General features: G+C 38.8%; 14 protein-coding genes. 8 read left to right on the plus strand and 6 right to left on the minus strand.

Translation table 11 applies throughout. The features are described from left to right. Positions 1 to 66: 66 nt before the first annotated feature. Together ftsH and rlmE are read right to left on the minus strand one after the other, a co-directional pair. Positions 67 to 2,019, minus strand: a complete 1,953-nt coding sequence (gene ftsH / locus QT16_RS00625; RefSeq protein WP_182672334.1) for an ATP-dependent zinc metalloprotease FtsH — start codon at positions 2,017 to 2,019, stop codon at positions 67 to 69. Positions 2,020 to 2,076: 57 nt separating this feature from the next. Further along, positions 2,077 to 2,706 (minus strand): 23S rRNA (uridine(2552)-2'-O)-methyltransferase RlmE, encoded by a 630-nt coding sequence (rlmE, locus tag QT16_RS00630; RefSeq protein WP_002963155.1) that lies wholly within the window; start codon positions 2,704 to 2,706, stop codon positions 2,077 to 2,079. A gap of 88 nt (positions 2,707 to 2,794) precedes the next feature. Between rlmE and yhbY the strand changes: the two genes are divergently transcribed. Then, a complete protein-coding gene (gene yhbY / locus QT16_RS00635) occupies positions 2,795 to 3,091 on the plus strand; it encodes a ribosome assembly RNA-binding protein YhbY (RefSeq protein ID WP_002963153.1) in 297 nt (98 codons plus the stop codon). 82 nt (positions 3,092 to 3,173) lie between these two features. Here yhbY and QT16_RS00640 read toward each other — a convergent pair whose 3' ends face one another. Both QT16_RS00640 and QT16_RS00645 read right to left on the minus strand, forming a co-directional pair. Next, positions 3,174 to 3,674, minus strand: coding sequence for a SixA phosphatase family protein (locus QT16_RS00640; RefSeq protein WP_002963152.1), 501 nt, complete (start codon positions 3,672 to 3,674; stop codon positions 3,174 to 3,176). After that, on the minus strand, positions 3,671 to 4,825 hold the full coding sequence (locus QT16_RS00645; protein WP_039484498.1) for a serine hydrolase domain-containing protein: 1,155 nt from the start codon (positions 4,823 to 4,825) through the stop codon (positions 3,671 to 3,673). The genes QT16_RS00640 and QT16_RS00645 overlap by 4 nt, the downstream gene beginning before the upstream one ends. 112 nt (positions 4,826 to 4,937) lie before the next feature. Between QT16_RS00645 and QT16_RS20830 the strand changes: the two genes are divergently transcribed. From QT16_RS20830 to QT16_RS00675, 6 genes are all read left to right on the plus strand, one after another. Beyond that, positions 4,938 to 5,741, plus strand: coding sequence for a hypothetical protein (locus QT16_RS20830; protein ID WP_002963149.1), 804 nt, complete (start codon positions 4,938 to 4,940; stop codon positions 5,739 to 5,741). A gap of 403 nt (positions 5,742 to 6,144) precedes the next feature. Continuing rightward, positions 6,145 to 7,002, plus strand: coding sequence for a MipA/OmpV family protein (locus QT16_RS00655; protein ID WP_039484502.1), 858 nt, complete (start codon positions 6,145 to 6,147; stop codon positions 7,000 to 7,002). Further along, complete coding sequence (locus tag QT16_RS00660) at positions 6,992 to 7,375, plus strand: DUF3019 domain-containing protein (RefSeq protein ID WP_024597091.1); 384 nt, start codon at positions 6,992 to 6,994, stop codon at positions 7,373 to 7,375. Before QT16_RS00655 ends, QT16_RS00660 begins: the two co-directional genes overlap by 11 nt. 24 nt (positions 7,376 to 7,399) lie before the next feature. Then, a complete protein-coding gene (locus tag QT16_RS00665; RefSeq protein ID WP_039484510.1) occupies positions 7,400 to 8,104 on the plus strand; it encodes a response regulator in 705 nt (234 codons plus the stop codon). A gap of 19 nt (positions 8,105 to 8,123) precedes the next feature. Continuing rightward, entirely contained in the window at positions 8,124 to 9,416 is a 1,293-nt protein-coding gene (locus tag QT16_RS00670) for a sensor histidine kinase (protein ID WP_004335747.1), read from the plus strand. Between the two features lie 204 nt (positions 9,417 to 9,620). Next, the gene (locus tag QT16_RS00675) at positions 9,621 to 10,976 is read left to right on the plus strand and encodes a sodium-dependent transporter (RefSeq protein WP_039484518.1); all 1,356 of its coding nucleotides are present in this window, start codon (positions 9,621 to 9,623) and stop codon (positions 10,974 to 10,976) included. A gap of 78 nt (positions 10,977 to 11,054) precedes the next feature. Here QT16_RS00675 and QT16_RS00680 read toward each other — a convergent pair whose 3' ends face one another. Together QT16_RS00680 and QT16_RS00685 are read right to left on the minus strand one after the other, a co-directional pair. Further along, the gene (locus QT16_RS00680) at positions 11,055 to 11,504 is read right to left on the minus strand and encodes a GNAT family N-acetyltransferase (RefSeq protein WP_039484520.1); all 450 of its coding nucleotides are present in this window, start codon (positions 11,502 to 11,504) and stop codon (positions 11,055 to 11,057) included. A gap of 69 nt (positions 11,505 to 11,573) precedes the next feature. Further along, a complete protein-coding gene (locus tag QT16_RS00685; protein ID WP_004335740.1) occupies positions 11,574 to 12,317 on the minus strand; it encodes a sporulation protein in 744 nt (247 codons plus the stop codon). A gap of 266 nt (positions 12,318 to 12,583) precedes the next feature. On the opposite strand from QT16_RS00685, the gene QT16_RS00690 reads away from it, so the two are divergent. Then, positions 12,584 to 14,158, plus strand: coding sequence for a cation:proton antiporter domain-containing protein (locus QT16_RS00690; protein WP_004335737.1), 1,575 nt, complete (start codon positions 12,584 to 12,586; stop codon positions 14,156 to 14,158). The last annotated feature ends 121 nt before the right edge of the window (positions 14,159 to 14,279 follow it).

The following is a 14,279-nucleotide window of genomic DNA, read 5'->3' on the forward strand; positions in this document are numbered from 1 at the left end:
TCTTTTTCTAAATAGCTGATACAAAAAAGCCCCGAAGTTCGGGGCTTTGACTAGCTATTTTAACGATTATTCAGCTTTATCATCAAGGTTTGTTTCATCTTTTTTTGATGAATCATCCGCTTTTTGACTTTCATCAAGCACTGGCTCTTGAGGCTCTTGCTCTTTTACCGGCTTAGCTTCATGGCGGTCATGTGCATCACGCGGCTCACGCACTGGTTGGCGCGCCATTAAATCATCAATTTGCTTAGCGTCGATTGTTTCGTATTTCATTAACGCGTCTTTCATTGAGTGAAGAATATCAATATTTTCTTTTAATATTTCTTCTGCTCTTTGGTAGTTACGATCTGAAAACAAGCGTACTTCAGCATCAATTACTTTAGCAGTATCATCCGACATACTAGATGCACGGCTTCCGCCACCACCCATATACATCTCGTTTTGATCTTCAGCGTAAAGCAATGGACCTAGCTTTTCACTTAAACCCCAATGTGTAACCATTTTACGTGCAATATCGGTTGCGCGCTCAATATCGTTACTTGCACCCGTTGTTACTTTGTCAGCACCATAAATAAGCGCTTCAGCAATACGGCCACCATAAAGGCTTGAAATCATTGATTCTAAAAGCTCTTTTGAATGACTAACACGGTCTTGTTCAGGCAAGTACATTGTTACACCTAGCGCACGGCCACGTGGAATAATAGATACTTTGTAAACTGGATCATGCTCAGGAACCATACGGCCCACAATTGCGTGGCCTGCTTCGTGATATGCTGTCATTTCTTTTTCTTGCTCGCTCATCACCATGGTTTTGCGCTCTGCGCCCATCATGATTTTATCTTTAGCAGCATCAAATTCAGCCATGCTTACAACACGTTTATTACCACGTGCAGCATAAAGTGCAGCTTCGTTTACTAAGTTCGCTAAATCAGCGCCAGAAAAACCAGGTGTTCCACGTGCTATAAGAGCCGCTTCTACGTTATCGCCTAATGGCACTTTACGCATGTGTACTTTAAGTATTTGCTCACGACCACGTATATCAGGTAAACCAACTTCTACTTGGCGGTCAAAACGACCTGGACGAAGTAATGCAGGATCTAGAACATCTGGTCGGTTAGTTGCCGCAATAACGATAATACCTTCGTTACCACCAAAACCATCCATTTCTACTAGCATTTGGTTAAGTGTTTGCTCTCGTTCATCGTTACCGCCGCCCATACCTGCGCCACGTTTACGACCAACCGCATCAATCTCATCTATAAAGATAATACAAGGTGCCGCTTTTTTAGCTTGTTCAAACATATCACGTACACGTGACGCACCCACACCGACAAACATTTCAACAAAATCTGAACCAGAAATTGTAAAAAACGGTACTTTCGCTTCACCCGCAACAGCCTTTGCAAGTAACGTTTTACCAGTACCAGGAGGACCAACCATTAGTACGCCTTTAGGAATACTACCGCCAAGCTTTTGAAACTTAGAAGGGTCACGTAAAAAGTCTACCAATTCGGTAACATCTTCTTTCGCTTCATCACAACCAGCAACATCTGCAAACGTTGTTTTAATTTGATCTTCACTCATTAAGCGAGCTTTACTCTTACCAAATGACATAGCGCCTTTACCGCCGCCGCCTTGCATTTGACGCATGAAGAATATCCATACACCTATAAGCAGTATCATCGGGAACCAAGAAATAAATATACTTGCTAAGAATGATTGTTCTTCAGGTTGTACACCCTTCACATTTACATCATTTTTAAGTAAATCATTTATTAAGTCTTCATCGTACATTGGCATCGTTGTTTGAAAACGCTCACCACTGCTCTTAGTACCAGTAATATTTCCTGTACCGCGGTCGATAATAACTTCTTGTAAAGAGCCACTGCGGACATCTTTAACAAATTGAGTGTAACTTGTTTGACGATCAACTTGCTCGCCACCATTAAAGCTCTGAAAGACTGACATCAGCACAACTGCAATCACCAGCCATAGTATTAAATTTTTCGCCATATCGCTCAAGGGGTTAACCTCTTGTATCCAATTAATTTAAATTCAACTAAACGCCAAGCAACTGTACTACAGTTTGTATCCAGTCGCTACTATATATACTTCCCGAGAACGGGCACGTGAGGCATCAGGTTTGCGTATTTTCACTGCTTTAAAACTATTACGTACATCTTGCAAGTATTGATCAAAGCCTTCACCTTGGAAAACCTTAACAATAAATGCGCCATTTTTCTTTAGTACTTGACTACACATATCCAGCGCAAGTTCTACCAAATACATACTACCCGCTTGATCTACTGAGTTATTACCACTCATATTTGGTGCCATGTCAGAGAGTACCACATCAACATTTTTACCATCAATACGTTTTAGCAACGCATTTAACACAGCTTCTTCACGAAAGTCGCCTTGTAAAAAGTCAACACCCGCAAGTGAGTCCATAGGTAATATGTCACAGGCAATTACTTGACCTTTGTCACCTACTTTTTCTGCCAAATATTGTGACCAGCTTCCTGGAGCTGCTCCTAAATCAACAACGGTCATACCAGGGCGAAGTAACTTATCTCTATTTTGTACTTCATCTAATTTAAAAACCGCTCGGGAACGCCAGCCTTTTTTTTGCGCTTCTTGAACATATTTATCATCAAAATGTTCTTTCAGCCATCGCTGTGAACTGGCTGACTGTTTTTTATTTGTCATAAATTAACACGCAACTAATTAGTAATATTCTCTAGATGGCGTTAGAATACCCTTAATTCAAGCCATATTCAGCAAAATTTGTATAAACATGACATTATCAAACAAACAAAAGCAGTTTTTAAAAGGTCAGGCACATAGCCTCAAGCCTGTAGTTTTACTAGGTTCTAACGGTTTAACCGAAGGCGTAGTAGTCGAAATTCAAAGTGCATTAGAAATTCACGAATTAATCAAAGTTAAAGTTCCAACTGATGATCGTGAAACAAAAGCACTTATTTTTGAAGCAATCGTACGTGAAACTGGTGCGACTAAGCTACAAACGATAGGTCACACTATTGTGCTTTATCGTCAAAGTGTTGAGAAAAAAATACATTTACCACGTAACTAATTAATCCTATTTAAAGGATTTAGTACGTTTAAATTAAAAAACCAGCTTAATGCTGGTTTTTTGTTATATAACACTTTTTAATTTAAAAGCTCATTGTATGGTGCGTTACATCATAATCAGTGCCATTACTTCTGGGCTTATTATGCAATATAAAATACTGAGTAAATTGTGTCTCACTCATAGCTGGCACTTTTTCATTGGAGAGTAGTTCAGCCAGTTGCGGCGTCGTATTACTGTGCCCAATAACAACAACTACACCCTTTAGTTTGAGTAACTCATTTTTTAAATCACCTAGCTCACCTGCGTTATACACATTTAATTTGGTATTAAAATGTGCCTGCAAAGGTGCGGCTGTTTGCAACGTGCGTTTATAGTTGCTGCTAAAAAGATGTATATTTTGATGTTCTTTAAACAAAGTAACTAAATTATTTGCACGTGCCTTCCCCTCTTCTGAGAGCGCTGGGTTTTTCCCCGTTAACTTTTCGCTATGACGAAACAAATATACCTCGTCAGGTGCGGCAAATGCCAAACTACAATTAAATGACAAGGCTAAAAAAGTGATTGCTAATATTATTTTATTCATATTTTTTTACCTCGTTTGTATTCTAATAGCCTGTCGATAAATTCAGTTGTTAATTCATTTATTACGCCGGTTTCAGCATTAACGATTAAACTAAAACCAACATTTAAGTGGGGAAACACAACCACATCGCTTCTATATCCTTGCACCCAGCCACTATGATAGTAAAGCGTTTCATCAGCGTAATTATAAACCCGCCAACCTAGTCCGTAATAAGCCTCATTAAGGTGTTTTTTCCACACCCTGCGATGCATTTCTTTTTTTGTATGTGTATAAGGACGCGTTTGCTTTGCTAGAGTATCCAATGACAAAACATCTGGGTATTGCCCTAGCTGGGCTTTTAACCAAATGGCCATGTCACTTGCACTTGCGTTTACACCCGCTGCAGGTCCCACTTTATAATAATTTTTTTTAAGCTTAGCGCTATACCAACGTTTTGTACCGCGCACGTGTGGTAATGCGTAATTTTCATCCTGAACCATAGATTCAAAACCTAAGCTGGCATCACTCATTTTTAAAGGCGCAAAAATAGTTTCTCGTAACCACTGCGCGTAACTTTTACCGCTGCTTTGTAATATCACATTACCTATAAGGCTAAACATAACATTTTGATAACCATAACATTCGCCTGGTTTGCAAATAGGTTTAACACTAAGTAATTTTTCAACAATACTGGGGTAATCCATACGAGACTCTATCAAATTATCGTACGCATTAGGCACTAACCCACTTGCATGACTTAGAAGGTGAAATACTTTTAAATCATCTTGATAAACAGTCCCTTTGAACTCAGTTATGTAATCGCTAACAGCTTTATCTAATTTAAGTAAACCCTCATTGGCTAATTTAGCAGATAACGAGCCTGCAAATGTTTTAGAAACAGACGCGAGCCTAAACCGGGTATGCTTATTTACTTTTTGTCCATTTCGGGTTTTAGTTACACCCATAGTATGTATGTAGTCTGAGTTATTTGTACTTACAATCGAAAGTGCAGCGCCTGGTATACCTTTATTTTTCAGTTTTTTTTGCGCATAACGGCCGTACTTTTTTACAAATGCGTCCCAATCAGGATCTGCTTTTGCTGCAAAACTCACAGAGCTAAACAACAAACACAAAGCAGGTAGGCTATACAATAAAGATTTGAGATACTTCATTTTTATAAATTTTATCTTTTTAACTACATCTATGTAGATAATATCATGAAGTTTTGTTTGGACTAACGTACAATACGACGATTATTTGGTTTTAAGCGAGTGTTTAGTACTTATGCGTTTTTTAGTTGTGTCACTTTTTGTTATATTATCAACTGGTTGTACTCTTACAAAGCAGCCGGCCGAGCCACTGGCTATGCCATTAAAGCCAACATTAAAAAGTCAGACCTACCAGCTTGAGTACACCACAGAACACTCATCCCCAAAAGTTAAATCCGTTCAACTTCCTGCACATAAGGTAGTTAGAAACCAAACAGTAAAAATTATTACCGATAAGGCAAGTGTCACCGATAAACTTTTATCGCAAATTAGCCAAGCACTTAACGATAAACAGCTAAAAGTAACCACTAAAAATAACAGCGACTACACACTAACTATTCAGCAACTTGATTTAACTTTCACTGACGATGTTAAGTACGCAATAAAGCAACCTGAGAACCCTTTTACATTATATTCAGATATTGCTCAGCAATACCCAACTCAGGAATGTGCTGCAATATTTGCACAAGTAAGTATGCGCCTCACACACAAAGCATCGGGTGATGTTGTTTGGTTTGCTAAATCTTCTATTGATAGTGCAAGTTTTCATCGTGAGCCGCTAGTTTATAGTTTCACCGAAGAGCAAAAAATAACTAATGAGCTTGAGGTTGTCGCTTTTGTCCATCAGCAAAATACTGATGAAGCCCGCATGGAAAGACTTGGAAAAGACATTCAAATTCCTCAGTACAAAACGTTGTCAAAGTTATCTAGCCTTGCCAAGCTTAGTGGTCCATGTAACAGAACAGAAGTAAGCGCATTAACGCCTATGATGCAGTTTTACTTAAGCAGTATATTAATCGATAAAATTAAAGTTCAGTAAATTAGGGTCTGTTGATCTTTACGGATTAAAATTTGTTCAAACTAGGGGCTATTTAATCGCGGCGCGAGGTTTGTAACCTAGTGGGCTCGGTAACGGCTCCTGCGTTACCCTACTGGCTTACATCCATGTAAGAATAAGTAAAAACCGAGCAACAAAGAGTAAATAGCCCCTAGGAAGAACCCTTTGGGCAGCGCCTGTTTGGCATTAATGCTACGTTATCGCCCATTTATGGGGAATAGCCACACTGCATAGGCTCTGCCTTGCCTAAATACCAAACAGACTGCTGCAAATTTAACCTTGAAAGTTCAACAGACCTAACACTTACTACATTTTTTTACAGATTAAAGGAACGAATTAACAATATACTACGCTTAATAACAAATAATAATTAGGCCCTATAGGGATGAGAAACACTTTGCTTAACCATACTTTAGTGAGCATAACATTGCTTTTTTGCTTTATTTTTAGCACCACAAGTATGGCAAGTAATCGCTATTATGCAGACAATACGTTAGAACCAACCCAAGGCTTTGCCTGGGACTGGAGTGCTGGTGCGGGCTTTTATATTGAAGATTCCTACCTAATCGGTATCGAATCTTACGATAAAGGCGTTGAGCTTGATTTAAGTCTTGCTGTTTCTTACGATAAATTTTATCTTGATTTTGACCACAATCAACTCAGCGGTGGCCTTGTAATTGGTTACAGTCTTATAGATAAATTTGATTGGGGCTTAGATATACTTGGCACAAATACTCAAGCCGGGTTTGACGAAAAAGGCCTCGGGTTTTATAACCACGGTGTTATAAAAGAACTCCAAGGTATTAAAAAACGTAATTACGATTTTGATGTTGGTCTTAGGCTCTCGCGCCGATTTGAAAACTCACAATTCTCCTTTGAATATCTTCATGACGTATCTGGTGCCCATAATGGCTGGGTTATAAATAGCTTTTTTAGCCACATTTTGCCATGGCGAAACTGGGAGTTTAGATCTGGTGTTGGTTTAAGCGCCTACTCTGCTGACTTTACCAATTATTACTTTGGCATTGATAGCGATGAAGCCACCAGCCTTCGCCCGATTTATAGCAGCAATGCCAGTACTAGTATCATCTTTGAGTTCCATGCTGAATATCCAATAAGCCAAGATTGGGTGTTTTTATCCGGTTGGCTTACTACATGGTTTTCAAAAGAAATTGACGACAGTCCAATTATTTCCCAAGGATATCAACATAAAGCCAAGGTAGGCCTACGTTATGTATTTTAGATGGATCTGGGTATTACTGATCTTTCCCAGTACCTTTACTGTTAAAGCGCAGGACCCCCCTGAAGCACTCATAGCACTACCCGACACTTGCGTTGCACTGCGCGAAGGGCGTAATTGCTATGCCGATGTTACACTTACGTGGGAGCAGCCTATCATTGGTAATTACTGCCTACGCGATGCAACTTCAAAGTACATTATGCAATGTTGGCTAAAGCAACAAAGTGGTACTTTTAATTATGCTTTTGACTCACAGCAAAGCATTTCATTTGAACTATTTGATAGCAATACATCCAAAGTCATCAGTACAGCAGAAGTAAAACTACAGTGGGTTTATCAAAACAGACAAAAAAAACGCCGCTGGCGACTATTTTAATACCAATTGCATTAGGGATATTTTATGGATAACTACGGCACTATTTTACTTGTTGAAGACGATGCATCACTAGCGCAATGGGTTGCTGAATATTTAACAGAGCAAGGCTATACAACGCATGTTTGTCATCGTGGTGACGAAGTTGTTAGCAAGGTCAAAACGTTAAACCCAAATATTGTGCTCCTTGATATTATGCTCCCGGGGCAAGATGGTATCAGCGTATGTAGAGAGCTTCGTAGCTTTTATAATTCGCCTATTATAATGCTCACCGCACGCGATGAAGAGATGGATGAAGTTATTGGTTTAGAAGTTGGCGCAAGCGACTACATAATGAAACCGGTGCGTCCGCGTGCATTGCTAGCGCGCATAAAAGCAGCACTGCGTCAAAACAATGAGCCAAATAAGCCACAGGTTAGCCAAAGCGTTATTCAAGTTGGTGCACTTAGTATTAATACCGAATCTAGAAATGTGACCCTTAACGAGCAAGATATAAACATATCAAGCGCCGAATATCTATTATTACACTACCTAGCGAGCAATGCAGGTCAAGTTGTCTCACGCGATGCCGTATTTAAAGCGACGAAAGGTAGAGAGTACGACGGGCTTGATAGAAGTGTTGATGTACTTATTTCTGCACTTCGTAAAAAATTTAATGATGATCCACAAAACCCCGAAAAAATTAAAACTATTTGGGGCCGTGGATATTTACTTGTTTCTACCGCGTGGTAATAGAGCGATGAATAAATAAATGAAAAAGTTTTATATATCGCTTCTAGGCAGTGCACTTTTATCTATTGTGGTATTGGGCTGGCTTATTGATGCTTTTAGTCAACAAGCGCATACCCCACAAGATGAGTTTAGTCAGCAAAGTAAAATGATCATGGGTTTTAATAAGCAGTTAGCTAACATACCTACATCTGAGCGCAGCGATTATGTAAAACAACTAGCCCGAGAGTTTGATGTTTTAATTGACTACAAGCCAAATGAGTCACTCGCTTTACCACCTTCTTTATTATTACAAATGCACACGCCAGGTGGGCTGATTTTAGAGGATCAGCAAGGCTTTTATATGCTTTATAGTAGCGACGTTTTAAATCCTTTTCACTTATCAATGCGTTTAGATAAAATTTTTGATAGCGAGCAGCATAACGACATTATATTAACTCTACTATTTTACGCAGGCCTATGTGTATTTATGGGGTTTATTATCGCGCCCTTAGCTAAACGGCTAACTGTCTTAAATGAAGCCGCTAAAAAGTTTGCCTCTGGTAATGTTCAAGCCCGAATAAAGGTATCGCACTTTACCTATATAAAAGATGTAGAACTTACTTTTAACCGCATGGCTAGCCAAATAGAGAAACTTGTCGCCGAAAACAAACTAATGGCCTCAAGCTTGTCTCACGACATCCGCACCCCTATCGCGTGCCTGCGATTTGGTTTAGATGCGGCATTAGATAGCCATGATGAGCAAAAAGTAAAACAGTATTTAACTCGTATGGAGAACGATTTAGATCATATGGAATCGATGCTTAGTAGCTATTTAGCATTTGCTACATTAGAGCAAAACGCGAATAAACTAACCTATTCATCAACCAATATTAAATCCTACCTTGAAGATATTTTAGTTCAACTTGCACCAAAACTTGAAATGCAAATGCTCAACGTACAACTCAATAGTACAGATAAAATAATCAATGCAGATCTTCACTGGCTGGCTCGTGCAATTACTAACTTATTAACTAACGCATGTGATTTTGCAAACCAACATATTTACCTCAGTGCAAAGTTACACGAGCAACAGCTTATAATAACGGTAGAAGATGACGGCCCTGGTATCGCACAAGAAAACTTTAATAACGTATTTAGCCCATTTTTTAGAGAGGAAGATCACCGTAACAGAGCCGATAAGAGTTATGGCCTTGGCTTAGCCATTGTTACCAAAGTAGCTGATTGGCATCATGGCAGCGTTAAAGTAAGTAAAAGCACCCAGTTAGGTGGTGCGTGCTTTACTCTCACTATTGCACAGCACCATAATCCGTAAAGCAATAGTTACAGACTGTAATTAACAATTATTAAACAAAATCAACTCGTTATTTTAAACGACTTAATAACAACAATTAAAATCGATGGTTATAACATACACTTTACTTATTAATTTGTGCTAGATCAGCAAATAAGCACTTTTTATTTTTTTACATTTCCAGTAGATTGTCACCGCCGTCACACAATAGAGAAGTACAATAATATGAGCGCAGTTAGAGGCGAGTTTAGCTCTCGCTTTGGTTTTATTATGGCCGCCGCGGGTTCTGCCGTTGGTTTGGGCAATATTTGGGGATTCCCTACACAAACAGCAAGTAATGGCGGTGCTGCATTTTTAGTCGCATATTTAGTCCTTGCGTTCTTTTTAGCCTACCCCGCTTTAATGGCTGAACTTATGATTGGACGTCATGGCCAAGCAAACGCAGTGTCATCACTTAAAAAAATATCTAATAAGCCATGGCAAAAACACTTTGCCTTTGCTGTTGGTTTTGGCGGTATTTTATGCGCTGGCTTTATACTAAGCTTTTACGCCATTGTTGCCGGTTGGATGCTCAGCGCCACAGCTGAACCCATAGCCACTTTAGTTGGTGCCAACACAGCATCTACATGGTTAAGCGAGCAATCACTTACTCGAAATATTATATTCACTATGATCTTTATCGTACTAACTGTCGCTATTATAAGTAGAGGCGTTGAAAACGGTATTGAGAAGTGGTCTAAGCGTTTAATGCCTGCACTTTTAGGCATTTTATTTGCACTTATTGCTTATGTGATGACGCAAGATGGTGCTATGGAAGGCTTAAAAGCCTACTTAGTTCCTGACTTTTCATCTATTTTTGACGCAAAACTATTAGTAAGTGCACTAGGGCAAGCTTTCTTCTCTTTATCGCTTGGCACTAGCGTAATGATTATTTACGGCTCGTACATTAGTAAAAAAGAAAACCTCGTTTCTTTAGGTGCCTATGTGACCCTTATTGATGTATTTATAGCCTTTGTTGCAGGTTTACTGATTATTCCGGCTATGTACGTAGCACAAGCTCAAGGCGTTGAAATATTCTCGGCCACAACGGGTAAGCTACTCTCTGAAGATACATTAGTGTTTCAGGTACTCCCCGCTTTATTTGATGGAATGGGCGAAGTTGGCTTATTTGTGGGTTTTTCATTTTTTGCGTTAATGAGTATTGCCGCTTTAACATCATCTATTTCAATGTTAGAGGCGCCAGTATCATACACCGTAGAGCGCTTTGGGATGAAACGCGTTCAAGCAACGTGGTTAATTGGGGCGCTAATCGCTGTCGTCAGCATTACAATTGTGTGTAACCTTAGCAGCTTATTTGGCTTAGTAATCACTCTCACTACAAAAGTAGCTCAGCCTTTACTTGGTCTTATGTGTTGTATATTTGTAGGCTGGATTTGGTATAGAGGCTCATTACTAAAAGCAATTCAAGAGGGTAACCCTGAAGTTCACAATACATTGTTTTGGAAAATATGGCCTTGGTATACTAAGTTTGTATGTCCACTGGCTATTGGCATGGTGTTTTTACATTCACTATTGAGCTAAATGATACCTTAGCCTTAAAATAGTTTTAAATAAAATAGCCCACATTAGTGGGCTTTTTTATAGCTGCTTCAATTGGATTCATTGAGTGAGTTTTAAAATCATATCTTGATGAGGTATACCGTCTTCTAGATATTCACTTTTGTAATCTTCAAAGCCAAAGGAGCGGTAAAAATCAAGTAAATAGGTTTGTGCGCCAATATAAATATCTCGTTCAGGCCACCGCTCTTTACAGCACTCTATAGCTTTACTTACAAGTAAAGTGGCGTCGCCTTTGCCACGCGCACTTTTACTTACCAGCACGCGCCCTATTGCGCTGTATTGCTCATTTTTTTCGTAGCATCGCGCATAAGTGTGTAGCCGCCCATTGTCTAATGTATATAAATGCTGTGTATTTAAATCAATATCTACATCATCAAGTTCAGGGTAAGGACACGCCTGCTCTACAACAAATACGTCTACACGTCCTCGCATAATAGTAAAAAGAGTATGCGCATCTAAAGCTTTAAACTGATCACATTTAAATTGCATTTTAAATCCTATAAACAATAAACCCAGCCTAGGCCGGGTTTAATAAAATTATTCACTTGTTAGTTTATATTAAGCAAACAAGCGCTCTAGTTGGTCGCACAACTGCGATAAATTCACGTGGTCATGCTCTATGGTCAAATCTACATAACCATCGCCTCTAAAGGCCCTGTCTAGCTCTATAAGCACATGTGTTTTATGTGCCTCTGGTACAAATGACAACTCAATCTCTTGAATGCCAAATAAACTACGGCTATTTGGCTTATATTCAAGTTCCTGATAACAGCCCGATAACGATTGAAATGTTGAAGCGCGCAAATGGCCTTTTTCTACATCAGCCTTCATTAAGCTAAAACCTAGCTTTTCCATCGCCTGCATGCACGTTTTAACAGCTTCATTAGGGTAAATATGTAAATGGTCTTTATCGCTCGGATCAAGTGCTAAATCAATATCCAAACCGGTTTCAAGCCACACATGAGATTGATTGTAACCTGCATTAATTTCTGTAATAGGTGTTTCAGAATGAAGACGTGCTTCAAAAGGGATACTTTTAACTTCGCCCGGCTCAATTGTACCTATATCTGTAATTCGCCATTGGTCAATCACATGATTGGTAAAATAATCGCCATCATCACCTGCCACTTTAACACGGGTCATAAGTAATAAATCTAAGCCAGCAATATCTTGGCTAACATCACCTGCGGTAATGACTATTTGTGCATTAAAAAGCTGACCAGGTTGTAGGTGTTCAGTCTCTAAAACAGTATCTACTTTTGCAGCACCAATACCTACCGACGCTAAAATCTTTTTAAACATATATTTCTCCTTAAGCTGAGCGGTTCTATTATTTGCTCTCGCTTAAACTTCTTCGTTATCGCATCTTAACCATATTTAAAAGCCAATGTCAGTGAAAAAATGTTATTTACATACTATTTACGATTAAATATATGTTTGATGCGCATTTTTTATACACAGCTAGGCAAGTATTTGATTAGACGCGTTCATTTTTAGGTCTATTTTTATTTTCAATGGTATAAATTTTTCGTTACACTGCAACCCCAAATGAAGTGATATTAAGAATTATGGAACTAATCTATTTTGCCGCCGCGTTTGTGTGTGGCTTTGCTGTTTATCAGTTAAAGCTGCCTCCTCTTATTGGATTTTTATTAGCAGGTTTTGCTTTAAATTTATCGGGTTATAAAAGTACGGAGTTGCTCGATACAATAGCAGCACTTGGCGTAACCCTTCTTCTTTTTAGTATTGGTTTAAAGCTAAAGGTAAACAGTTTAATTAAACCCCAAGTGTGGGCGCCTGCAACATTGCATATTATTTTTAGCAGCGCGCTTTTTAGTGGCTTTATGTTATTGCTTGGTGTTTTCGCTATTCCACTGTTTATTGATTTAAGTTGGCAAAGTGCTTTATTAGTTGGGTTTGCGCTTAGTTTTTCAAGTACTGTATTTGCAGTAAAAGTGCTTGAAGAACGCGGAGAAATGGCAAGCCTTCACGGTAAAATAGCCATTGGAATACTAGTCATGCAAGATATCTTTGCTGTTATCTTTTTAGCGATTAGTACAGGTAAAATTCCAAATGTATGGGCAATTGCATTAATAATTGCTCTGCCTTTATTACGACCTGTCATGTATGGCGTATTAAATCGCTCTAAACATGGTGAACTATTACCATTATTTGGTTTTTTCTTTGCTTTAGTTGCTGGTTATCATGCATTTGAATTTGCAGGATTAAAAGGCGACCTAGGCGCACTGATAATTGGGATGATGTTTGCACCACATAAAAAAGCAGGAGAACTATCAAAATCTCTGCTTAATTTAAAAGACATATTACTAGTCGGTTTTTTCTTAAGTATTGGCTTAAGCGCAGAGCTAACCACTAGCTCATTAATCGTTGCTATTATACTTGTTTTAGTTTTACCTATTAAAATAGCGCTTTATTACGTGTTCACAAATATATTCAAACTACGCGCGCGTACATCATTACTTACCGCCTTTAGTTTATCTAACTACAGTGAATTTGGGTTAATTGTATGTGCAGTAGCGGCTAGCACAGGCATGATCACTTCTGAGTGGCTGGCCGTAATGGCAATTGCTGTTTCTATTACCTTTGTAATTGCCTCGCCGTTAAATAAGCGCTCAAACGAGCTATACGTAAAAATAGAGCACTGGCTATTAAAGTTTGAAAGCAAAACTCGTTTAGCTGAAGAGCTACCCGTTAACCTAAACGATACTAAGATAGTCATTTTTGGTATGGGACGTATTGGTACTGGTGCTTATGAAACAATCAACGCGACTCACCCAAATGTTGTTGCAGGCATAGATATAAAACCTGAAGTGGTAGATAAACACGTTAACAGAGGCCGCAACGTCTTAATTGCTGATGCAACAGATCCTGACTTTTGGCAACGAGTAAATCATTCGCAAGTAGAAATGGTCATGCTTGCAATGCCAAAGCATATGCAAAATATTTTTGCGCTAGAGCAACTACAAGCCTCAGGTTATAAAGGCCAAGTAACAGCTATTGCAAACTACCCTGATCAACAAAAAGAGCTAGAAGAAATGGGTGTTCATTCTACTTATAACTTTTACTTAGAAGCAGGTAGTGGTTTTGCAGAGCACGTTAAACAAGAGCTATTTAACGAATAATCACTTTTTATAACGTCTATAAATAACAAAGCCTTAAAATCATTAAGGCTTTGTTATTAGTTTTTAAATGAAAAGCAATTCTATTTACATTCCTTTACAAGCCATTTCACCACGACCATAA

It is taken from the genome of Pseudoalteromonas distincta (assembly GCF_000814675.1).
GTDB lineage: Bacteria > Pseudomonadota > Gammaproteobacteria > Enterobacterales > Alteromonadaceae > Pseudoalteromonas > Pseudoalteromonas distincta.